The sequence below is a fragment of the Ochrobactrum sp. RH2CCR150 genome (assembly GCA_014138095.1).
GTDB lineage: Bacteria > Pseudomonadota > Alphaproteobacteria > Rhizobiales > Rhizobiaceae > Brucella > Brucella gambitense.
Genome location: JACGXE010000012.1, coordinates 85,522 through 106,925, shown reverse-complemented (window position 1 = coordinate 106,925; position 21,404 = coordinate 85,522). Strand labels below are relative to the sequence as shown.

The following is a 21,404-nucleotide window of genomic DNA, read 5'->3' as shown; positions in this document are numbered from 1 at the left end:
AAAATGGCGTTTGGGAGAAGCATAGTGTCGCTTGAAGGTAAGGTCGCGCTCATCACGGGAGCAGGTTCGGGGTTTGGCGAAGGCATGGCAAAGCGCTTTGCTGACGGCGGCGCAAAGGTCGTCATTGTTGACCGCGACAAGGCAGGCGCTGAGCGCGTCGCAGGCGAAATCGGCGATGCAGCGCTGGCCGTGGCTGCCGATATTTCCAAGGAAGCTGATGTCGATGCGGCAGTGGAAGCCGCTTTGTCGAAATTTGGCAAGGTCGATATTCTGATCAACAATGCCGGCATCGGTCACAAACCGCAAAATGCCGAACTGGTGGAGCCGGAAGAGTTCGATCGCATTCTCGGCGTCAATGTGCGCGGCGTCTATCTGATGACGCGCAAGCTCATTCCGCACATGAAAAAGAATGGGGAAGGCGTCATTCTAAATGTCGCTTCGACCGGTGCTGGTCGTCCGCGTCCGAACCTTGCCTGGTACAATGCCACCAAGGGCTGGGTTGTTTCGGTGACGAAGGCGCTCGCCATTGAACTCGCACCGTCGAAAATCCGCGTTGTGGCGCTGAACCCGGTTGCCGGTGAAACGCCGCTTCTCACCACATTCATGGGTGAGGACACCGAAGAAATTCGCAAGAAGTTCCGCGATTCCATCCCGATGGGCCGCCTGTTGAAACCTGATGATCTGGCTGAAGCGGCGGCTTTCCTTTGCTCGCCTGCTGCCTCTATGATTACCGGGGTTGCGCTCGACGTGGATGGCGGGCGTTCGATTTAAATCAAAAGGGATAAGGGGAGCCCATGGGTAACTTACTGAAAGCCGGGCTTATAACGGCTGCGATGCTGGCATCGATCAACGGTGCTTTTGCGAAAGACACGCTGGTGGTCGGCGAAGTGCTGGAGCCTCCGGGTCTGGACCCGACCGCCAATGCCGCCGCCGGTATCCGGCAGGTTACCTATGCCAACCTTTATGAAGGTCTTGTGCGCATTGTCGAAGACGGCACGGTGAAGCCGCTTCTGGCTGAAAGCTGGACCGTTTCCGACGACAAGAAGACCTATACGTTCAAGCTGCGTCAGGGCGTGAAGTTTCACGACGGCACGCCGTTCGACTGCTCGGTGGTCAAATTCTCCTACGAGCGCGCTGTCGCTCCGGATTCCACCAATGCGCAGAAGGGCCTGTTTGCGCCGATTGAAAGCACGCAATGTCCTGACCCGGCGACCGCCGTTGTCACGCTGAAGCGCCCGACCTCGAACTTCCTGTTCAATATGGGCTGGGGCGATGCGGTGATGGTCGCGCCGAATTCGGCTGGCGAAAACAAGACCAAGCCGGTTGGCACTGGTCCGTTCAAGTTCAAGCGCTGGGTGCAGGGCGACCGCGTCGAGCTGGAACGCAATGCGGACTATTGGGGTGAGCCAGCAAAGCTCTCCGCCGTCACATTCCGTTTCGTCAGCGATCCATCGGCTGCAGCCGCCGCCATCCTTGCGGGTGACATTGACGTATTCCCGATGTTCCAGGCCCCGGAGCTGATCAGCCGCTTCAAGAGCGACGACAAGTTGCAGGTTGAAGTTGGCGATACGGCAGGCAAGGTCATCCTGTCGCTGAACAATGCCAAGGCGCCTTTCGATAATGTGAAGGTGCGTCAGGCGCTGGCCCATGCCATCGACAGCAAGGCGCTGATCGAAGGCACTTATTCGGGCTTCGGCACGCCAATCGGTTCGCATTATTCGCCGGTCGATCCGGGCTATGTCGATCTCTCGCAGACCTATCCGTATGATCCGGCCAAGGCCAAGCAGCTTCTGGAAGAGGCGGGTGTACCGGCAGGCACATCGATCACCATCACGCTTCCGCCTCCGGCCTATGCGCGTCGCGGCGGCGAGATCATTGCGGCGATGCTGGCCGAGGTCGGCATTCAGGTCAATCTCGTGCCGATCGAGTTTGCACAGTGGCTGGATCAGGTGTTCAAGCGGTCGGATTTCGACGCGACGATCATCGCCCACACCGAAGCGCGCGATCTCGATATCTATGCCCGCGACAAGTACTACTTCAACTATAACAACCCGGATTATAAGGCGCTCTACAAGTCTTATGCCGAGGCTGGCAGCGACGAAGAACAGCTGGAACTCGTCAAGAAGTTGCAGGAAAAACTGGCCGCCGACGAACCGAATGTCTTCCTCTATGCGCTGCCGAAAATTGGCGTCTGGAATAAGAACGTCAAGGGTTTATGGAAAAACATGCCGATCCCGGCTGATGATCTGACCCAGGCTTACTGGGCCGAATAAAAATCTCCGCCCCCACGCTTCGGCAAAGGGGCGGCGAACAACAAGAATGGTTGTGCGCTCCATAAACATAAGGGGAGAGCGTGCGGCGAGTTGGAATGTGGAAAGCGGATATCCGTCTTTTCAAGGAGGTCGTTTTGCTGGCTTATATATCCGGGCGTTTGGTCTCGCTCTTGCTGACGACGCTTGCGGCTTCCGTCATCGTCTTTCTGCTGATGCAGGTTCTGCCGGGCGATCCGGCAGCGGTGATCCTCGGCATCAATGCGCAGCCTGAAACATTGGCTGCGCTCCACACCCAGCTCGGCCTCGACCAGCCGATCTGGTGGCGTTATCTCACATGGATCGGCGGTTTTCTCAAAGGCGATTTTGGCACGAGTTACACCTATTCCGTGCCGATCAGCGAACTGCTCGGTCCGCGCATCATGGTCACGCTGCCGTTGGCACTTTTGTCGATGGTTCTGTCGGTCGCGGTTGCCATTCCGGTCGGCGTCTATGCAGCGTCCAAGCGCGGCAAGACTGGTGATGTGCTGTCCATGGGCGTGGCGCAGGTTGGCGTGGCTATCCCGAATTTCTGGCTTGGCCTGCTGTTGATCCTGCTGTTCGCCTTGCAACTCGGCTGGTTTCCGGCTTCAGGCTTTGCGGGTTGGGAAGGCGGCTTCTGGAACGGTATCCGCTCGCTGTTCCTGCCAGCATTGGCGCTTGCGCTGCCGCTTGCCGCCATTCTGGCCCGTGTGACGCGATCTGCCGTCATTGAAACATTGGGTGAGGACTTCGTGCGGACCGCGCGCGCCAAGGGCCTGACACGCAAGGCGGCACTGTGGCGTCATGCGGTGCCTAATGCGCTGATCCCGGTCGTCACCATCATCGGCCTGCAATTCTCCTTTCTGCTGGCGGGAACCATCATCATCGAAAACGTCTTCAATCTGCCCGGCCTTGGAAGGCTGGTGTTTCAGGCCATCGCGCAGCGCGATCTCGTCACCGTGCAGTCGCTGGTGACGCTGCTTGCCGCTTCCGTGATCGCGGTCAATTTCATCGTTGACCTTGTCTATGGCTTCATCGATCCGCGCCTTTCGACGGGAGGCAGCCGATGAGCGACACGCAAATCCTGCCGAAGCCCGGCTTTTTCCGAACGGTGCTTTTGAGCCGCAGCCTGACCATCGGCACGCTCATCACGGTTATTCTCGTCGCGATGGCGCTCATCTCCTTTTTGTGGACGCCCTATTCGCCAACGGCCATGAATTTCCGCGACAAGTTGCAAGGGCCAAGCCTCAATCATCTGTTCGGCACGGATAATTTCGGTCGCGATGTGTTTTCCATGATCATGGTCGGCGCGCGCAATTCCATCGCCGTGTCGATCATCGCCGTGCTTGTCGGTGCGGGGATCGGCATTCCGCTGGGCGCTTTCGCGGCTGCACGCGGCGGCATGGTGGACGGTTTCGTCATGCGCATGACCGATCTGGCCTTCGCCTTTCCGGCGCTTCTGACGGCGGTGATCATCACGGCTGTTTTCGGTCCCGGTGCGGTCAATGCGATGATCGCCATCGGCATTTTCAACATTCCTGTGTTTGCGCGTGTCACGCGCGGCGCATCGCTGGGGCTTTGGAAGCGGGAATATGTGCAGGCAGCCCGTTGCGCAGGGCGTGGCGATGTGTCGATCACGCTTTTGCATGTGCTGCCCAATATCAACCATGTGCTGATCGTGCAGGCGACGATCCAGTTTGCGCTGGCTATCGTTGCCGAAGCGGGCCTTTCCTATGTCGGCCTTGGCACCCAGCCGCCGATGCCAAGCTGGGGCAAGATGCTCAACGACGCACAGACCTTTATTTACGACGCACCATGGCTCGCCATTTTCCCCGGCCTCGCCATCACATTCGCCGTGCTTGGCCTCAACATGCTGGGTGACGGCTTGCGCGATGTGCTCGACCCGCGCGTCAGGAGGCAAAGATGACAGCTCCATTGCCAAAAACGCCTCTTCTCGAAATGGACAATATGTCCGTCGAGTTGCCCTTCGGCGACCGTTCCGCAGATATTGTGTCCGGCATCACGCTGACGCTGAACCGTGGCGAACGCCTCGGTGTCGTGGGCGAATCCGGCAGCGGCAAGTCGATCACGGCGCTGGCCGCCATGGGCCTGCTGCCCGAGCGGATGCGCGTGCGCGGTGGCTTGCGTTTCGATGGCGAGGATCTGGCGAACAAGCCGGAAGCGGAACTCTGCAAGATGCGCGGACGCCGCATGGCGATGATCTTTCAGGAGCCGATGACGGCGCTCAATCCGGTCAAGTCCATCGGCGCGCAGATTGCCGAAGGCCGCCGTCTGCATTTGGGTGAAAGCCGCGCCGATGCGGAGCGTGAAGCGCGCCGCCTTCTGGATCGCGTGGGGCTACCTGCGCCACGCTTCAATCTCGATCTTTATCCGCACCAGCTTTCCGGCGGACAGCGCCAGCGCGTGATGATCGCCATGGCGATTGCCTGCGAGCCGGACCTGCTGATCGCCGATGAGCCGACAACGGCGCTTGATGTGACCGTGCAGGCGCAAATTCTTGATTTGATGGACGAGTTGATTGACGAAACCGGCACAGCCCTGATGCTGATTACCCACGATCTCGGCGTGGTTTCGGAAATGACCGACCGGATCGCCGTCATGTATGCGGGCCGCATTGTCGAGACCGGACGCACGGAAGCCGTCTTCCACCGCATGGCGCATCCTTATGCGCGCGGCTTGTTTGCAGCCTCGCCGCATGGGGCCGCATTGGTGCGCAGCCACGCCACGGGCAAGCGTCAGCGCCTTGCCGCCATTCCGGGTGTCGTGCCGGACCCGCTGGCGCGCCCGCCATATTGCACCTTTGCCGATCGTTGCGCCTTTGTGCAGGACGATTGCCGACAGGCAATACCGGGTCTCGATTTCATCGCCGAGAATGACGGTATCGTGCATCGCGCCGCCTGCCTGCATCCGCGCGAAGGCGAGGTGGTTTCATGAGCAAGACGATTTTGCAGGTGCGCGATGTGGTGCGCGAATATCAGCTTCCGCGCGCATCCTTTTTCTCGCGGACGAGCGCATTGCGGGTTCTGCATGGTGTAAATGTAGAGATCGAAGCAGGGCAAAGCCTTGGTATCGTCGGCGAAAGCGGTTCCGGCAAATCCACGCTGGCGCGTGCTGTTATGGGGCTGGAACGTCCGCAATCGGGTCAGATTCTCATCAACGGGCAGGATATCTATGCGCTGGATCGCGCGGGCCTGCGTGAAGCGCGCAAAGGCTTTCAGGCGATCTTTCAGGACCCTTACGGCTCGCTTGATCCGCGCCATACGGTCAAGCGCATCATTTCCGAGCCGATCGTGTCGCTGGAAAGCGGCACCAGCGCCAAGGACCGCGACGACCGCGTGGCGGAAGTGCTGGAAGCGGTTGGCCTGCCGAAAGCATCTGCGGAAAAATATCCGCATGAATTTTCCGGCGGGCAGCGCCAGCGCATTGCCATCGCGCGCGCCCTGATCACCAAACCGGCGCTGATCGTCGCCGACGAGCCGGTCTCCGCACTTGACGTTTCCATTCAGGCGCAGGTCTTGAACCTGATGATGGATTTGCAGGAAAAGTTCGGCCTTTCCTATCTTTTCATCAGCCACGACCTCGGCGTCGTGCGCGCGATTACCGACCGTGTTGCGGTGATCTATCGCGGCAATATTGTCGAGCAGGGGCCGACCAATGCGGTGTTCGACAATCCGCAGCATGACTATACGCGGGCGCTGGTCGACGCCGTGCCAAAGCCTTTCTCCGGTCGCCGCAAGCGAGCGCGGCGATCCGATTCCACACTGAAATTGCCTGAGTGATTTGAGGAAATATCCAATGTCGAATCTTGCCGATTTGTCAGCCGTCGAACTCGTGGCCGCCTATCAGGCGAAGTCGCTTTCGCCGGTCGAGGTCACCGAAGCTGTCATCACGCGCATCGAAGCCTATGAGCCGAAGCTGAATGCGCTTTGGGCTTACGATCCGGATGCGGCGCGGGCGGCGGCCAAGGCCTCGGAAGTGCGCTGGTCGAAGGGTGAACCTGCGGGTCCCATCGATGGTGTGCCGCTGACGATCAAGGAAAATATCGCGACCGAGGGAACGGCAGTTCCACTTGGCTGCGCGGCGCTGCCGCTGAAGCCCGTTGCCGCTGACGCACCGCCTGCGGCACGCACGCGCGAGGCTGGCGGCGTGCTGCTCGCCAAGACGACCATGCCCGACCTCGGCATGTTGTCGTCGGGGCTGTCGAGCTTCCATAAGCTTGCCCGCAACCCGTGGGATTTGAACACCAATCCGGGCGGTTCGAGCGCCGGTGCGGGCAGCGCCGGTGCTGCCGGTTACGGTCCTTTGCATATTGGCACCGATATTGGCGGCTCCATCCGCCTGCCTGCCGGCTGGTGCGGTCTCGTCGGTCTGAAGCCATCCTTCGGGCGTATTCCGATTGATCCGGCATTTCTCGGCCGCGTTGCCGGTCCGATGACCCGCACGGTTGCCGACAGTGCGCTTTACATGTCGGTGCTGTCGCGACCCGACCGCCGTGACGCCATGAGCTTGCCCTATCAGGACATTGACTGGATGAACCTTGATATTGACGTCAAGGGTCTGAAGATCGGTCTGTGGCTCGATGCCGGTTTCGGTGAACCCGTGGGCGATGAAACCCGCGCTGTAGTCGAAGCCGCGGCCAGGCTTTTTGCCGATGCGGGTGCGATAGTCGAGCCGGTTGCCCCATTCCTCAATCGCACCATGATCGATGGTCTAGACCGCTTCTGGCGTGCGCGGTCCTGGGCGGATGTGAAGAAGATGACGCCGGAAAACCGCGCGAAAATCCTGCCTTACATCTATCAGTGGACTGAAACCGCCGAAGGTCTGAACGGCGAGGAGGTCTATTCCGGCTTCGCGCAGATCGACGCGATGCGTCATGCGGCGCTCGCCGCATCGAAGGATTTCGACTTCATCATTTCGCCGACCGCTCCAATGCCGACCTATCCGGCGGAATGGGCATCGCCGGTCAATGATCCGCAGCGTCCTTTCGAGCACATTGCCTTCACCGTTGCGATGAACATGTCGGAACAACCGGCGATCTCGATCAATTGCGGTTATACGTCGACGGGATTGCCAATCGGCTTGCAGATTTTCGGCCAACGTTTCGACGATCTGGGCGTGTTGCGGCTGGCGCAGGCGTATGAAGAGATGCGGCCAGCGCAGAAGCCATGGCCGGTTATTGCGTGATCGCCAAACGCATCCCTCATCCTGAGGAGGCGCGAAGCGCCGTCTCGAAGGGCGAGGGATGCGGGCGGAAAGGCTGAAATTTTGTCCCGCCTTCTCCTCACCCTTCGAGACGATGTCCTTCGACAAGCTCAGGACCTCTCCTCAGGATGAGGACGGTGCTAACTTCCGCCCTTGCTATTTACCAGTCCTAAGCGGTGCGCGCTCCTTATAGCGATCCACGGCGGTGAGCTTCTGGATCAGCGGCTCGGCATCGCGCCATGGGTAAATCTCGGTGCGCAGATATTCGAGTTCGGCGTCGAGTTCATCTTCGCCAATCTCCGTCCACCATGATTTCGGGCGACCATCGCTGCCGTCCGACCAGCGATAGCGGCGCTCCTTCAGCTTGTCCTTCATCTCGAAGGGGCTGTTTTCGGCATAGATGCGCAGGCGCGATTTCTGGCTGGCCTGCAGCAGTTCGGCAAAGGGTGTGGTGTCGCCCGACTGTTCCTTCAGCACAGCGAGCAGCGCCTGACAGTCATCCTCGGCGCGGTGTCCATTATGGAAATAGCCGCTCTGGCCGATCAGATAGCCAAGCTTGGTGCCTTCGAAGCCCCGCGCCGTCCAGTCGATTTCCTTGACCGAACAGGCCCATGGCTTGTTGGTGAAGACCGGCGAGAACCGCTCGAGAAACGGACGGTCGAAACCGGCATTATGCGCGATGATCAGATCGGCATCGGCAATCAATGCTTCCAGCTCCGCCAGCGGAATTGTCTGGCCCTTCACCATCTCGTCGGTGATGCCGGTGATGCGCGTAATGTCTGCCGGGATCGGCTTTGACGGTTCCTGCAAGGCGCCGAAAGTGGCGCAGACATCACCGATCGCGCCATCATCGGCATAGCGGAACGCCACAGCACCGATTTCGATGATTTCTTCCTGCGCGGCATTCAATCCGGTGGTTTCCGTATCCACCACGACGCCAAGACGCGGAAATGCTTGTGTGTCGGCATCTGGCACGACGGGCAGGGGATCAAGGCGGCGCAAAATGCGATAACGCCCGCTATCCTTCAACTGACGCACCATTTCCGCTTCGTTCAAAGCAGGTGCTGCGCCGATGTCCCGCTTGGGCTTCGCGCGGGCCGGACGCAGCTCCGCCCGTTCTTCTCCAGCCTTTGCAGCGGGAGCAAAAAGGTCGAACTGGTGGCGCATCGAAATTCTCCGCGAGGACATTGCCAGCACACGTGTCGAAGGGCCTGGCGTTGGAAATGCAAACAATAAATTGAGCGCCAGCAGCCTGATTTCCGGCTGGAACCGCTCGAATGGCATGGTCACAGGATCGCACTAAGCCTTTTTCAGACCAAGCCTTCATTCTCATTAGTAACAGGTAATAATGGTCTAAAATGGCTTCAAGCGGGCCGGTGCCTTCTGAAGGTGATGATATCTGGGGATAAACATTAATTGACGACTTAAGAATAAATTTCAGTTCTTCGATGGATGCCCTTGTTTGTATTTTTTTATTAGCGTTTGCTGTATTTAAAAAATAGAATGTATTATTTCGAATTCTTCAATTGCTCTACAAAAGTTAATTTGACTCATATATGCAATTGCACATTCAGATTGGCCTAACTACTTATTGAATATTAATTCAATCGATTAATGGTCTGGTTTCTCGTGAAGATTGTCCCCTCTCTGCTGATCATGCTGTTTGCAGTCGCGATGACGAGCCTGTGGGTGCTCGACAGACGGCGAAAGCACATGCTGCTTTTCGGCCTGAGCTTCGCGGCATTTTCTCTTGGACATTTCGTGCAGGTTTCGCCGCCGCTGCCCGATCTGCGGCAGACATTTCTTCTGGCGATCCTGCTGCAACTCGCCGCTGGCTGGCTGTTCTGTCAGGCAGTGATGGTGCGGCTCGGGCGGGGGTTCCCGCCGGTACCAGCGTCGCTGATAACGGTTTCAACGCTGGTGGTCGTCGGCCTTCTTGCCTGGCAGGGCGCGATCTACAGCTATCTCGTTGTCGCGGCCAATGTCGGTCTTGGAACTTTAGCCGCGGTTCTTTGCCTGCATGCCCGGCGCGTGCCAGGTGACCGGTGGATCGAAACGGCGCTGCGTCTGGTTCTGGCGCTGCTGGCGGCGCATTTCTTTCTGCGCAGCATCTTCACGATTGTCATGCTCGATGACGTGCTCAGCTCCGGAGAATTGCTGTCCTTGCCTTATTGGTCATGGGTGACGGTGGCTGCGTCGATGGGGGGAGTTCTGCTCGGTCTCTTCATTCTGACCGTCGCCGCACTCGATATTATCGACAAGTTGCGCAATGAACGCGATGCCGACCCGTTGACCGGTCTTCTCAACCGGCGTGGTATGGAACGCCACGCAAGACGCAAACTGGCAAATGCCGCGCAAGGTGCAACGCATGGCGTCATTATTGCGGATATAGATCATTTCAAGGCGATCAACGATGAGCTGGGCCATGCGACGGGTGACCGTGTGCTGGTGGAGTTTTCGCATCTGCTGCAGGCACTGGCCGGACAGGATGTGATCGTCAGCCGTGTCGGCGGGGAAGAGTTCGTTCTGCTGGCTGCGGGCAGCGCCCAGCACTGCGAACGCTTTGCCAAGCGGCTCTGCAATCAGGTCGGTCGCCATGCATTTGCGGCGCTGCCGAGCGACCGCCATGTGACATGCAGTTTCGGCATCGCCATGCTGCGTCACGACGAAACGCTATGGCAAACGGTGTCTCGCGCCGATCTTGCCCTGATGCGCGGCAAGCATCGCGGGCGCAATCGCACAGTAACCGAGGGTGATGAATTCCCTGAATTATCTAGTGATGCGCCAGCCACTTTTCGCCTGACGGGCTGATGCAGCTTTCCTCTTTCGGAGAGGAATTATCAGTCACACGCCGTTCGTAAAGACTTTGGTTACCATAATTCGCCATGCTGGAAGCGACCAATGCGGTCACTGCTTCGCTTCGGCCACCGCTTTGCCATGTCCTGTTCGCTTTTTTGCCGAACTGACATGCGAGGCGAGGCCCGAAGTGGGGCCGCGAAGTCGAATTCCAGTCGGGTTAGTATCATGGCGTGTGTAACAGAAGTGTATGGCTATGCGGCTCCGCGTAGCGGCCGTATCGGCCTTCCGTTCAGTTTGCGTGGCGTTTTGCGCGTGACGGCATTTGCCGCGACAGGTCTTGTCGCTGGCGGCTGGATGCTGACCGCGCTCGGCACGCTTGAAACGGCCATTCCCGCATTTGCGCCTGTCGCTCCGGTCATACGGCGCATTCCCGCAGCCATGCCGCAAGCGCTGGCCCTTGTCGACCAGACCCGCACCCCGACGCACAAAATGCGTGAAAGCTTCATCAAGGCCTATACGGCGGATGCCGCCTATTCCAACCTCGACTGGCGTCGCAACAAGATGAACGATGATCAGCCGATCATTGCCGATATCGGTCCGGATTCGGTGATCGAGCCAAAGTCGGTCGATGTAGCATCGTTGATCGAACCGCGTGCAGATCGCGTGCGGTTGCCTGAGCAGATTGCGGTCGCCTCGGCTGATCCGGTAACCGACAAGACGGGCGAAAAGGTTGCAGCCGACGCGGCTGCGAAAGCCGCCATACCGGGCGCTGTTGCGCTTGGTTATGCCAGCGCGCCGCAGACGCCTGCAGCACTGGTCGCACTCGCCAAGATCCAGCCGCAGAGCCAGTCTGGCATTCTGCCCCTGTCGCAGGCTGAAGAAACCGATGCGGAAGGCAGTGACACGCTCAATCTGCCGGTTGGCAATGCAATACCGTTGCCGCAATCAGCCCCTGACCAGAAGACGGATATGGCGGCTGACGACGAAGCCGACCGCGACATGTTCGTGCCCGATGATGTGCCTCTGCCGGGGGCCAAGCCGCCGCTACGCGCGTCGCGTATGCATCCCAAGACACAGCTTGCCTATGCGCCCGAAAGCGGCCTGACGGAAAGCCCGGAACCCGGTCTTTTCAGCCCGCTGATCAATCAGGCTGCGCGCAGCCGCGTCGCCATCTATGATATTTCCGCCGCGACCGTCTATTTGCCGAGCGGCGAAAAGCTCGAAGCTCATTCCGGGATCGGTCGCATGCGTGACAATCCCACCTATGCGAACCAGAAGAACCGTGGCCCCACGCCGCCGCACAGCTATAATCTGCGCATGCGTGAAGCGCTTTTCCACGGCGTTGAGGCGATCCGCCTGACGCCAGCCGACGGCAACAATCGCTATAATCGCGACGGGCTTCTGGCGCATACATTCATGCTGGGTCGCAACGGCGATTCCAATGGTTGCGTGGTGTTCCGGGATTATCCGCGCTTCCTGCGCGCCTTCAAACGCGGCGAGTTCAACAAGCTGGTCGTGGTGCCCCGGATGTCATCCTCCAAGCCTGCGCGCATTGCTTCGCTTTTCTGATCGCGACGCTTTTCGGCAAAGAATTTCCGGCATCGGCTGAGTACACGAAAAATTGCCCCCAACAATATTGCAGGGGCTGCGGGAATTGATAGAAATCCCGCGTTGCAATTCTTCGGAGATATCCTCAGTGAAGCTCTATTATAAAGCCGGTGCCTGTTCGCTCGCACCGCATATTGTTCTCAGCGAAGCCGGCCTGCCTTACACGTTTGAAGCCGTGGACCTGAAAACCAAGGTTACCGAAAGCGGCGCCGAGTACCTGACGGTCAATCCGCGTGGCGCAGTTCCGGCTCTGGAACTCGAGCCGGGCGTGGTGATCACCCAGAACGCAGCCATCCTGCAATATATCGGCGATCATTCGGATGTCGCGTCGTTCAAGCCTGCCTATGGCACGATGGAACGCGCACGGTTGCAGGAAGCACTCGGCTTCTGCAGCGACCTGCACACGGCCTTCGGCGGATTGTTCACGCCGAACTTGACCGAAGAAGCCAAGGTGGGCGTGCTTGCCAATGTCAACCGTCGCATGGGCCAGCTTGAAGCCATGCTGGTAGATGGCCATAACTATTGGCTGGGCGAAGAACTGTCGCAGGCCGACGTTTATGCGTCTGTCGTGATTGGCTGGGGCTTGGTGATGCAAGTCGATCTCAGCGCTTATCCGAAGGCGCTTGCCTTGCGTGAACGTGTCATGGCGCGCCCGGCAGCGCAGAAGGCGCTGAAGGAAGAAGGCCCTATCTGATTACCTCCAACGGAGGTCGATCAGTAACGAGACCCCGTGGGCCACGGCTCACGGGAATCAAGCAGCACGATCAGCCGACCTGAGTGTCTCAGAGCGTTTCGTCGATGTTTCTGAATTCCGGGGATTAAATGGCGGAGAGAGAGGGATTCGAACCCTCGATACGGTTTCCCGTATACACGCGTTCCAGGCGTGCGCCTTCAACCACTCGGCCACCTCTCCGTCTGCCTTGCTGTCGGGGGAAAACCGCGTTTCACGGTGAAATCTGACTGCAAACGAGTTACCGCATTTTGTCTGGCGCTGGTTATTCGCCAACATACGGTAGCGGCGCGCAATATAGCCAGAATACGCATATGATCAATAGCTCTTTGCAAGTTTTTACGCCAAATCTGCCGAACCTGTGCAAAGAGTCTCGGTCCCCTTTTAACATATTGTTTTTAAAGAATATATTTGAACGCATTATTTCGTTGCACGAAGGTTTGAGGGGCGGCGCCTTCCTTAAGTCAGGATTTGGCGGTATGAAAAGGGACAGGTCGGCGATGTCGGGACGCACCCGACGCGCTTGAATATGTGCCTGAAGGTCTGGGGCAGGGAATCGTGATCCGATTTGTATTGCGTAGTTTCGCGGTTGTTTTTCTGGCATTGGCGGTCATTTTCGCCATTCTCGATGGCGCCCGCTCGGTCGGTGCGTCGAAGCTGGTTGCCAAACCGCTGCTTTCCATGTGGGCGCGCAACGCGCCGGAAACGCTGGCCGATGTAGAATCGTTCGTGACGCACTATATAGGAGCTACATTCTGGAACGCGGTCTGTGTTCCAGCGCTCGGGCAGCCCGGATGGCTCTTCTTCGGCGTGCTCGCATTGTTGTTCTATGTGATTGGTCATCGGCGCGGACGTCCCCTGGGGCGCTTCACTGCCTGACCGTCGATTCCGCCACAGGGCTACAGGAGGTAGAAATCTATGAGTTTCCTCGACAGCTATCGCAAGAAGGTACAGATGCCCTCCACGGACGAGGCTTTGCCGGGTCGCGCAACAGCGCTTCCAATGTCCGCGACGCATTTCGTCTCGGGCCATCCGTTGAAGGGCCCGTGGCCGGAAGGTTGCAAGCAGATCCTATTCGGCATGGGCTGCTTCTGGGGCGCGGAACGGCTGTTCTGGCAGGTGCCGGGCGTCTATGTGACTGCAGTGGGTTATGCGGGCGGCATGACGCCCAACCCGACCTATGAAGAAACCTGCACGGGACTGACCGGCCATGCCGAAGTGGTGCTGGTGGTCTATGATCCGAAAATCGTGAGCCTTGATGAATTGCTGACCCTGTTCTGGGAAGAGCATGATCCGACGCAGGGCATGCGACAGGGCAACGATATCGGCACGACCTATCGTTCGGTCATCTACACTTTTGATGACGCGGATCGGGCGGCGGTTGAAAAGAGCCGCGATGCTTATGGGAAAGCGCTGGCAGGGCGCGGTCTCGGCCCGATCACCACCGAAATCGAAGATGCGCCGGTGTTCTATTATGCCGAGGATTACCACCAGCAATATCTGGCGAAGAATCCGAACGGATATTGCGGTCTGCGCGGAACTGGTGTGAGCTGCCCGATCCCGCTGGCACAATAAAGCCGTTTCGAAGAAAAGAATCGCGCGGATTATCGCGCGATTTTCTTTTTCATGATCAGCATGCCGGCATAGTGGCCGTCGAGTTTTTCGAAATCCACCCAGCCGATCTGCCGGTAGAGGTCGGGCTTGTCCGTATAGAGATAGGCCTCGTCGTGGCCAAGTTCTGCGGCAGCCTTTTCGATGGCGCCAACAAGGCTTTTGGCGATGCCCCGACCGCGATAGTCGGGCGAAACGAACACGCTGGCCACCCATGGCTTCAGATGCGGGTGCGTTTCCAGATCATTGTCGATCAGAAGCGCAGTGCCTGCCAGCTCCCCATCAAAAAGCGCGATGCGTGCGATCTGCCCATCATTGGCCTGCACGAGATTGTGGAAGTCTGTGATGGTCTGTTCCAGCGTTCCGCCGCAGAATTCGCCCCATTCGCCAAAATTCCATGTGGCACAGGCGGGGATGAGGTCGGGGCGGTCGGCTAGATCGATGATTTCAAGCATGATCTTACCAGTGCGGAGGTTTGGTGACAGGCACGTCGGGCGCGGTCTGTTCTTCCAGTTCGAGAAAGCGGTCGGTCAGCGCGCCGAGTTTCTTGGAAAGCTGGTCGATGAGCTTCCATTGCTCGGCCAGCACGGACGACAGTTCGTCGATGGTCTTTTCCTGTTCGGCGACGCGAATTTCGAGCTCGGTCAGGCGTTGGTCCGCGGTCATGGTTGGGTTCCGTCATGTCAAGAATCTGAAGCATGCATCCTAGCACTACAGTTGCAAATTCGTCAGGCCGTGGCGAAACGAGTGATTTTCGAGCACCGGAGCGGAGCGTACTTTTGGGTACGTGAGCACCGGAGCACAGGAAATTGCTCGTTGCAGCCCGGCATCACGAAGAATGTGACTGTAGTGCCAGCAGAGAAACATGTCACTGCGTGAGGATCAGCGCGCCATTTGCCACTTCATAATGGCGCAGGCGCTTGAGAAAACTCATGCCAAGCAGGATATCGGAAAGCGCTTCGTCGCGCAGCACGAGCGCCTCGACATTTTCCACGCGAATGCGCCCGATTTCCACGCTGCTGAGCACAGCGCGCGCCGCCGGTGTTTCGCCATTGGCTGTCGAAACGCGATAACGAAAATCGTCGGGCCGTAGCGAAATGCCGATGCGTCGGGCAGTGCTGGCATTGATGGCAACCGAGCTTGCGCCCGTATCGATCATCCCGCGCAGATTCTGGCCGTTGAAACGGATATCGGTGATGAAATGCCCGCGGCTGTCGGGCGTAATCTGCGCGCGACGTCCGCTATAGGCGGAAGGGTTTTGTGAGGATGTTGCAGAGGGTGTTGCCGTCGCGGCTTGCTCGACGGTTGCCGACTGGAATCTCTCGAAGAGAATCGGAAAGGCCGTGGCTAATCCCGCCAGCATCAGAACAATAAAGAAAATCCGCGCCATGCTTACCCCGCTACAAAAACGAGAGTATCCGGCGCGGATTACTGTCTGGTTACGTTTTAGAGCGGTTCCGGTTAAAACGAATCGTGGAACCGCTCTAACTTTTTGTTTTTACGCATTATCCTACGCAAAACCGCTACGCACTTTTGCTGGAAATGCTCTAGCTTATTTCGTGCCGTACATGCGGTCGCCCGCATCGCCGAGGCCCGGAACGATATAGCCCTTTTCGTCGAGGCGCTCGTCGATCGAGGCAGTGTAAACATCCACATCCGGATGGGCCTTGACGAAACGCTCGATGCCTTCAGGCGCTGCCAGCAGGCACAGGAAGCGGATATTGGTCGCGCCGCGTTCCTTCAGCTTGTCGATGGCGGCAATGGCCGAATTCGCGGTGGCAAGCATCGGATCGACCACGATGATAAGACGATTGACGATGTCTTCCGGCGCTTTGAAGTAATATTCAACCGGCTGCAACGTGTCGTGGTCGCGGTAGAGGCCGATATGGGCAACGCGGGCTGCGGGCACCAGATCGAGCATGCCTTCCAGAAGGCCGTTGCCTGCGCGCAGGATCGAAGCGAAGACCAGCTTCTTGCCTTCAAGGATCGGCGCTTCCATCGGCATAAGCGGGGTCTCGATCTCCATGGTGGTGAGTTCGAGATCGCGCGTCACTTCATAGCAAAGCAACAGCGAAATTTCTTTGAGAAGCCGCCGGAAGCTGGCCGTGGAAGTCTCGCGCTTGCGCATGAGGGTGAGCTTGTGCTGGACAAGCGGATGGCTGACGACTGTAACGCCCATGATCTTTCCACTTTTCTTGTTATCGTTTTGAACTTTAGCGGCAGATTGCGCCGGAGAAAACGCGTGGCAAGCGCACACGCACAGTTTTATGTCTCTTTGGCCATTTTTCAACGCCGGTGCAAGCTCGTTTAAGGGTCATGATCACAAAAGGGGTAGTGATAAAACGTCTGTGCTTGTATCGTTCGGCACAAGCTTTATATGCATAACCGAAAATCGTTTTCGTCAGACTATTCAAAAGCAGGATGAGCTATGAGCCAGCAGAACGGCAATGCGGACCGCGTGGGCGCAAAAGGCGGCATGGAGCATTCATTCGGCTTCCAGGCGGTTGACGAAAACGATAAGCAGACTCTGGTAAACGACGTTTTCCATAAGGTCGCCAACAAATACGACGTGATGAACGATCTCATGTCGGCAGGCATGCACCGCGTCTGGAAAGATGCGATGATCGCCTGGCTTGCGCCATCCAAGCGTCCGGGCTGGACATCGCTGGATGTGGCCGGCGGCACTGGCGATATCGCCTTTCGCATTGTCGAGGCTTCGGGCCGTCAGGCGCATGTGACCATTCTCGACATTAATGGCTCGATGCTGGGTGTCGGTCGCGAACGCGCGATCAAGAAGGGCCTTGCCGACAATCTCGAATTCGTTGAAGCCAATGCCGAGGAACTGCCCTTCGAGGATAACAGTTTCGACGCCTATACGATTGCCTTTGGCATTCGCAACGTGCCGCATATCGACAAGGCCCTGTCGGAAGCCTATCGCGTGCTGAAGCCGGGTGGCCGGTTCATGTGTCTCGAATTTTCCGAGGTCGAACTGCCGATCCTCGACAAGGTCTATGACCAGTGGTCGTTTCAGGCCATTCCGCGCATCGGCAAGATGATTACCGGTGATGCGGATTCCTACAGCTATCTGGTCGAATCGATCCGCAAATTCCCCAAGCAGCAGGATTTCGCCGCCATGATCGAAACCGCCGGTTTCGAGCGCGTGAGCTATCGCAATTTCACCGGCGGTATTGCGGCGCTGCATTCGGGCTGGAAGCTGTGATCATGCCTGTCATGAATTCGGGCCGGTGTGCTGGGGCGGGCTTTATCGCATGAGTAATCTTTCCGCCGCTTTCCGGCTGGCGCGCGCCGGATGGATTTTGACGCGTGAAGGCGTGATCAGTGCGCTTCCCGTGGAAGGGCTTTCCGGTCTTCCGGCTTTCGGCCACAAGATTGCGGGCATGCTGGCGCGTCCGCGTGCGCGACACATGCAGCGTTCCGAGCGTATGTCCCGGGCGATGAACAAGCTTGGCCCATCCTATGTGAAGCTTGGCCAGTTTCTGGCGACCCGCCCCGATATTGTCGGGCGCGATGTGGCTGCCGATCTGGAGCTATTGCAGGATCGTCTCGATTATTTTCCGCAGGCTGATGCGGTTGCGGGTATTGAAGGTTCGCTCGGTCGCAAGATCGACGATCTCTACTTGCATTTCGATGCGCCGATAGCGGCGGCGTCGATGGCGCAGGTGCATCCGGCCGAAGTCATGAAGGACGGCAGGCCGACGAAGGTTGCGGTCAAGGTGATCCGCCCCGGCGTCCGCCAGCGTTTCGCCCGCGATCTTGAAGGCTTCTACATGGTTGCGCGTATGCAGGAGCGCCATGTGCCTTTCACGCGCCGCCTGCGTCCGGTTCAGGTTGTCGAGACGTTGCAGCAGACCACCCGCATCGAGATGGATCTGCGACTGGAAGCGGCAGCGCTTTCCGAGATTGCCGAAAACATCAAGGGCGATGAAGGTTTCCGCGTTCCGCAGGTCGACTGGGAGCGCACCGGTCGCGATGTGCTGACGCTGGAATGGATCGATGGCACCAAGATGTCGGATATTTCGACGCTGGCTGCCGCTGGCTTCGATCTGAAGAAGCTTGCCGAAACGCTGATCCAGTCTTTCCTGCGCCACACGCTGCGCGACGGTTTTTTCCATGCCGACATGCATCCGGGCAATCTGTTCGTCGATCCGCAAGGTATCATCGTTGCGGTCGATTTTGGCATCACCGGACGGCTCAACAAGCAGCAGCGCCGCTTCCTGGCAGAAATTCTCTATGGCTTCATCACGCGCGATTATATGCGCGTGGCGGAAGTGCATTTCGAAGCAGGCTATGTGCCGCACACCCACGACGTGGCAAGCTTTGCGCAGGCCATTCGCGCCATCGGGGAGCCAATCCACGGCCAGCCGGCGGAAACCATTTCCATGGCCAAGCTTTTGACGCTGCTGTTCGAAGTGACCGAGCTTTTCGACATGGAGACCCGGCCGGAACTCCTGATGCTCCAGAAAACCATGGTTGTGGTTGAAGGCGTGTCGCGCACGCTCGATCCGCATTTCAATATGTGGAAGGCGGCTGAGCCTGTTGTCGGCGACTGGATCCGCAAAAACCTGGGCCCCCAGGGCATGCTGCTCGACGCGAAGGACAGCGCCTATGCGCTGCTGCATTTCACCCGCAAGACGCCGGAACTGGTGGCGCGTGTTGAACGCGTTTCGGTTGCGCTGGATGATATGGCTGCCAACGGCTTGCGCTTTGATGCGGCCACGGCGGAAGCCATTGGTCGCGCCGAAGCCAAGCATTCGCGCTGGGGCCGCATCGCGCAGGTGGTGATTGCAATTGCGCTCGCTGCGATCGCGATCAAGCTCTATATCTGGCTGTAATCGCACTTTTGAAGTGACAAGCAGTCAATAAAGTGATTTCATTGATTGCACTTGCAATAAGCCGGTGCAATCAAATGGCCAGTATCACTATCCGCAATCTCGACGATGCCGCCAAGGAAAAGCTGCGTGTGCGCGCTGCGCGCAACGGGCGTTCCATGGAAGAGGAAGCGCGGCTTCTTCTGACCGCACTGGAGGAAGCGGCGCAGGTTACGCCTGCGCCTGCTGGTCTGGGTAAAGTTGGTGCGTCACTTACGGGCAAGCGCGTTCTGCTCATCATTGGTGGCGGTATTGCTGCCTATAAGACGCCCGACCTGATCCGTCGTTTGCGCGAGCGTGGCGCACAGGTTCGCCCCTTGATGACGGCTGCTGCACAGCAATTTGTAACGCCGCTGACCATCGGCGCGGTTTCCGCCGATCATGTCTTTACCGATCTGTTTTCGCGGGAAGATGAGCAGGATGTCGGGCACATCAGGCTGGCGCGCGATGCCGATCTGATCGTGGTTGCACCTGCGACCGCTGACCTGATGGCCAAGATGGCCAATGGTCTGGCCGACGATCTGGCCAGTGCCGTTCTGCTGGCGCGCAAGGTTCCGGTGTTGATTGCGCCTGCCATGAACCCGGCCATGTGGGACAACCCGGCGACCCGCCGCAACCGTCTGACACTGGAAAAGGACGGCGTGCATTTCATCGGTCCCGAGAAGGGCGAAATGGCGGAAAGCGGCGAGGCGGGAACAGGCCGGATGAGCGAGCCGCTGGCCATCGTGGCGGCTGTGGAAACGCTGCTGGTGCCGCGCGCACTGCCGCTGGCCGGAAAATCCATCGTCATGACATCCGGGCCAACGCATGAGCCGATCGACCCGGTCCGCTACATCGCCAACCGCTCGTCGGGCAAGCAGGGCCACGCCATCGCCGCTGCTCTGGCGCGGTTGGGTGCCACGGTGCATCTGGTGTCCGGTCCGGTCACGATTGCCGATCCCGAAGGCGTCGATGTCATTCAAGTCGAGACGGCGCGGGAAATGCAGGCTGCTGTGGAGCTGCATCTGCCCGCCGATGCGGCAATCATGGTGGCGGCCGTTGCCGATTGGCGCACCGCCAATGAAGCCGGACAGAAGATCAAGAAGAAGCCCGGAGAAGGCGCTCCCACGCTTGCCATGGTCGAAAACCCCGACATTCTGGCCGGTGTTGGCCATAGCGACAAGCGTCCCGGTCTGGTGGTCGGCTTTGCGGCTGAAACGCAGGATGTGGCCGAAAATGCGAGAGCCAAACTTGCGAAAAAGGGCGCCGACTGGATCGTCGCCAACGATGTGTCCTATGGCTTGGATGGCAGCAGCGTCATGGGCGGCGACCACAACCGCGTGCGGATTTTAAGCCGTTCCGGCATCGAGGAATGGCCCGAAATGAGCAAAGGCGAGGTGGCCGAAAAGCTGGCCGCGAAGATCGCCGAACGGCTGCTCGACACGAAATAATGAAGCTGTCTGCCTAGAAGAACTCGTCCAGCAGACGGTAATAGGTGATTTTCGCTTCATCGATGGTCGTTGCGCCATAGAGGTCGAGGAAGGGTTTCACCCACTCGTCGCCGAGATTATAGCGGATGCTCCAGCAGGCGAGTCCCAGATCCTGATGGCGGTCTGCAAGGCCAAGCCTGCCGCAGTCGATAAAACCAGTGAATGCGCCGTCGCTGGCCATGAAATTTGGCAGGCAGGCGTCACCATGGGTGACGACGAGATCTTCCTGCGACGGTTTCAGGCGGCATAGTTCGGAGAAAAGATCTTCGGCGCTGCGGCCTTCGCGCTCATCATCGAAATCATCTTCATCGACCGCACCCGCTTCCACGCGCTTGCGTGCATGTTCAATGCGGTGTTCCAGCCGATGGTCGAATGGACAGGCCGCAGGGTCGACGCTGTGCAGCGCCTTCAAGGCTGTTGCGAGAATGGAGACGATACGGTCCGGCGGAAGAGTGCCGACAGACGATGCGAGGTCGGACCCGGCCAAGCGCGTCATCAGAAGAAAGTGGCGGTCGGCCATCGTTTCAAAAGCGACGACCCTAGGGCAGGGCAGGCCCTGCGCGGAAAGCCACTCAAGCCGGGTGCACTCATCGGCCAGTTCGCTGACCGTGCTTGCCGGTTCGATTTTCAGAACAAGCGGTTCGTGCGCATCATGATCGAGCAGCAGGACATTGGCAAATGAGCGGCCAAGCACGTCCTGCTGGCTGCTATAACCGGCAAGCCGATGCAGCAGGGCATCAGGCAGATCGAGAGCAGCCAGAACAGGATCGGTCATAACATTACC

The 21,404-nt window shown here is 58.5% G+C and carries 21 protein-coding genes and 1 tRNA gene; 15 read left to right on the top strand and 7 right to left on the bottom strand.

Annotated elements, in window-relative coordinates:
- The first annotated feature begins 24 nt into the window (after window positions 1-24).
- The 7 genes from FHW03_RS20255 (at window position 25) to FHW03_RS20225 (ending at window position 7,496) form a co-directional block, all read left to right on the top strand.
- Window positions 25-771, top strand: a complete 747-nt coding sequence (locus FHW03_RS20255) for an SDR family oxidoreductase (protein ID WP_151592543.1) — start codon at window positions 25-27, stop codon at window positions 769-771.
- A 23-nt stretch (window positions 772-794) separates the two neighbouring features.
- Window positions 795-2,273: an ABC transporter substrate-binding protein gene (locus FHW03_RS20250; RefSeq protein WP_182522257.1), complete on the top strand. Its 1,479-nt coding sequence runs from the start codon at window positions 795-797 to the stop codon at window positions 2,271-2,273.
- Between the two features lie 134 nt (window positions 2,274-2,407).
- Window positions 2,408-3,361 carry an ABC transporter permease gene (locus FHW03_RS20245; protein ID WP_078339956.1) on the top strand — a complete coding sequence of 318 codons (954 nt, stop codon included), beginning with the start codon at window positions 2,408-2,410 and terminating at the stop codon, window positions 3,359-3,361.
- Window positions 3,358-4,218: an ABC transporter permease gene (locus FHW03_RS20240; RefSeq protein ID WP_151592547.1), complete on the top strand. Its 861-nt coding sequence runs from the start codon at window positions 3,358-3,360 to the stop codon at window positions 4,216-4,218. The genes FHW03_RS20245 and FHW03_RS20240 overlap by 4 nt, the downstream gene beginning before the upstream one ends.
- Complete coding sequence (locus FHW03_RS20235) at window positions 4,215-5,246, top strand: ABC transporter ATP-binding protein (protein ID WP_182522256.1); 1,032 nt, start codon at window positions 4,215-4,217, stop codon at window positions 5,244-5,246. Before FHW03_RS20240 ends, FHW03_RS20235 begins: the two co-directional genes overlap by 4 nt.
- A complete protein-coding gene (locus FHW03_RS20230; protein WP_182522255.1) occupies window positions 5,243-6,091 on the top strand; it encodes an ATP-binding cassette domain-containing protein in 849 nt (282 codons plus the stop codon). The genes FHW03_RS20235 and FHW03_RS20230 overlap by 4 nt, the downstream gene beginning before the upstream one ends.
- A 16-nt stretch (window positions 6,092-6,107) precedes the next feature.
- Window positions 6,108-7,496: an amidase gene (locus tag FHW03_RS20225; protein ID WP_182522254.1), complete on the top strand. Its 1,389-nt coding sequence runs from the start codon at window positions 6,108-6,110 to the stop codon at window positions 7,494-7,496.
- A gap of 174 nt (window positions 7,497-7,670) precedes the next feature.
- Here the strand turns inward: FHW03_RS20225 and FHW03_RS20220 are convergent, their stop codons facing one another.
- A complete protein-coding gene (locus tag FHW03_RS20220) occupies window positions 7,671-8,681 on the bottom strand; it encodes a 3'-5' exonuclease (protein WP_182522253.1) in 1,011 nt (336 codons plus the stop codon).
- 447 nt (window positions 8,682-9,128) lie between these two features.
- Here FHW03_RS20220 and FHW03_RS20215 point away from each other — a divergent pair, with 447 nt between their 5' ends.
- The 3 genes from FHW03_RS20215 to gst all read left to right on the top strand — a co-directional run bounded on the left by FHW03_RS20215 (window position 9,129) and on the right by gst (window position 12,615).
- Window positions 9,129-10,325: a diguanylate cyclase domain-containing protein gene (locus FHW03_RS20215; RefSeq protein ID WP_377515305.1), complete on the top strand. Its 1,197-nt coding sequence runs from the start codon at window positions 9,129-9,131 to the stop codon at window positions 10,323-10,325.
- A 213-nt stretch (window positions 10,326-10,538) separates the two neighbouring features.
- On the top strand, window positions 10,539-11,882 hold the full coding sequence (locus FHW03_RS20210; RefSeq protein ID WP_377515303.1) for a DUF2778 domain-containing protein: 1,344 nt from the start codon (window positions 10,539-10,541) through the stop codon (window positions 11,880-11,882).
- A 127-nt stretch (window positions 11,883-12,009) separates the two neighbouring features.
- Entirely contained in the window at window positions 12,010-12,615 is a 606-nt protein-coding gene (gst, locus tag FHW03_RS20205; RefSeq protein WP_182522252.1) for a glutathione transferase, read from the top strand.
- A 129-nt stretch (window positions 12,616-12,744) separates the two neighbouring features.
- Here the strand turns inward: gst and FHW03_RS20200 are convergent.
- Window positions 12,745-12,834, bottom strand: a tRNA-Ser gene (locus tag FHW03_RS20200).
- Window positions 12,835-13,209: 375 nt separating this feature from the next.
- Between FHW03_RS20200 and FHW03_RS20195 the strand changes: the two genes are divergently transcribed.
- On the top strand, window positions 13,210-13,530 hold the full coding sequence (locus tag FHW03_RS20195; protein ID WP_182522251.1) for a hypothetical protein: 321 nt from the start codon (window positions 13,210-13,212) through the stop codon (window positions 13,528-13,530).
- Window positions 13,531-13,569: 39 nt separating this feature from the next.
- The gene (gene msrA, locus FHW03_RS20190) at window positions 13,570-14,226 is read left to right on the top strand and encodes a peptide-methionine (S)-S-oxide reductase MsrA (RefSeq protein ID WP_182522250.1); all 657 of its coding nucleotides are present in this window, start codon (window positions 13,570-13,572) and stop codon (window positions 14,224-14,226) included.
- A gap of 29 nt (window positions 14,227-14,255) precedes the next feature.
- Here msrA and FHW03_RS20185 read toward each other — a convergent pair whose 3' ends face one another.
- The 4 genes from FHW03_RS20185 to upp form a co-directional block, all read right to left on the bottom strand.
- A complete protein-coding gene (locus FHW03_RS20185) occupies window positions 14,256-14,717 on the bottom strand; it encodes a GNAT family N-acetyltransferase (protein WP_182522249.1) in 462 nt (153 codons plus the stop codon).
- Window positions 14,718-14,721: 4 nt separating this feature from the next.
- Entirely contained in the window at window positions 14,722-14,928 is a 207-nt protein-coding gene (locus FHW03_RS20180) for a SlyX family protein (protein ID WP_078339885.1), read from the bottom strand.
- A gap of 202 nt (window positions 14,929-15,130) precedes the next feature.
- On the bottom strand, window positions 15,131-15,652 hold the full coding sequence (locus tag FHW03_RS20175; protein WP_182522248.1) for a TIGR02281 family clan AA aspartic protease: 522 nt from the start codon (window positions 15,650-15,652) through the stop codon (window positions 15,131-15,133).
- A gap of 162 nt (window positions 15,653-15,814) precedes the next feature.
- Entirely contained in the window at window positions 15,815-16,441 is a 627-nt protein-coding gene (gene upp, locus FHW03_RS20170) for a uracil phosphoribosyltransferase (protein WP_182522247.1), read from the bottom strand.
- A gap of 249 nt (window positions 16,442-16,690) precedes the next feature.
- Here upp and ubiE point away from each other — a divergent pair, with 249 nt between their 5' ends.
- The 3 genes from ubiE to coaBC all read left to right on the top strand — a co-directional run bounded on the left by ubiE (window position 16,691) and on the right by coaBC (window position 20,581).
- Window positions 16,691-17,482: a bifunctional demethylmenaquinone methyltransferase/2-methoxy-6-polyprenyl-1,4-benzoquinol methylase UbiE gene (gene ubiE / locus FHW03_RS20165; protein ID WP_182522246.1), complete on the top strand. Its 792-nt coding sequence runs from the start codon at window positions 16,691-16,693 to the stop codon at window positions 17,480-17,482.
- A 49-nt stretch (window positions 17,483-17,531) separates the two neighbouring features.
- Complete coding sequence (gene ubiB, locus FHW03_RS20160) at window positions 17,532-19,115, top strand: 2-polyprenylphenol 6-hydroxylase (protein ID WP_182522245.1); 1,584 nt, start codon at window positions 17,532-17,534, stop codon at window positions 19,113-19,115.
- A gap of 74 nt (window positions 19,116-19,189) precedes the next feature.
- The gene (coaBC, locus tag FHW03_RS20155; protein WP_377515299.1) at window positions 19,190-20,581 is read left to right on the top strand and encodes a bifunctional phosphopantothenoylcysteine decarboxylase/phosphopantothenate--cysteine ligase CoaBC; all 1,392 of its coding nucleotides are present in this window, start codon (window positions 19,190-19,192) and stop codon (window positions 20,579-20,581) included.
- A 13-nt stretch (window positions 20,582-20,594) separates the two neighbouring features.
- Here the strand turns inward: coaBC and FHW03_RS20150 are convergent, their stop codons facing one another.
- A complete protein-coding gene (locus tag FHW03_RS20150) occupies window positions 20,595-21,395 on the bottom strand; it encodes an APH(3')-II family aminoglycoside O-phosphotransferase (RefSeq protein WP_182522244.1) in 801 nt (266 codons plus the stop codon).
- Between the last annotated feature and the right edge of the window lie 9 nt (window positions 21,396-21,404).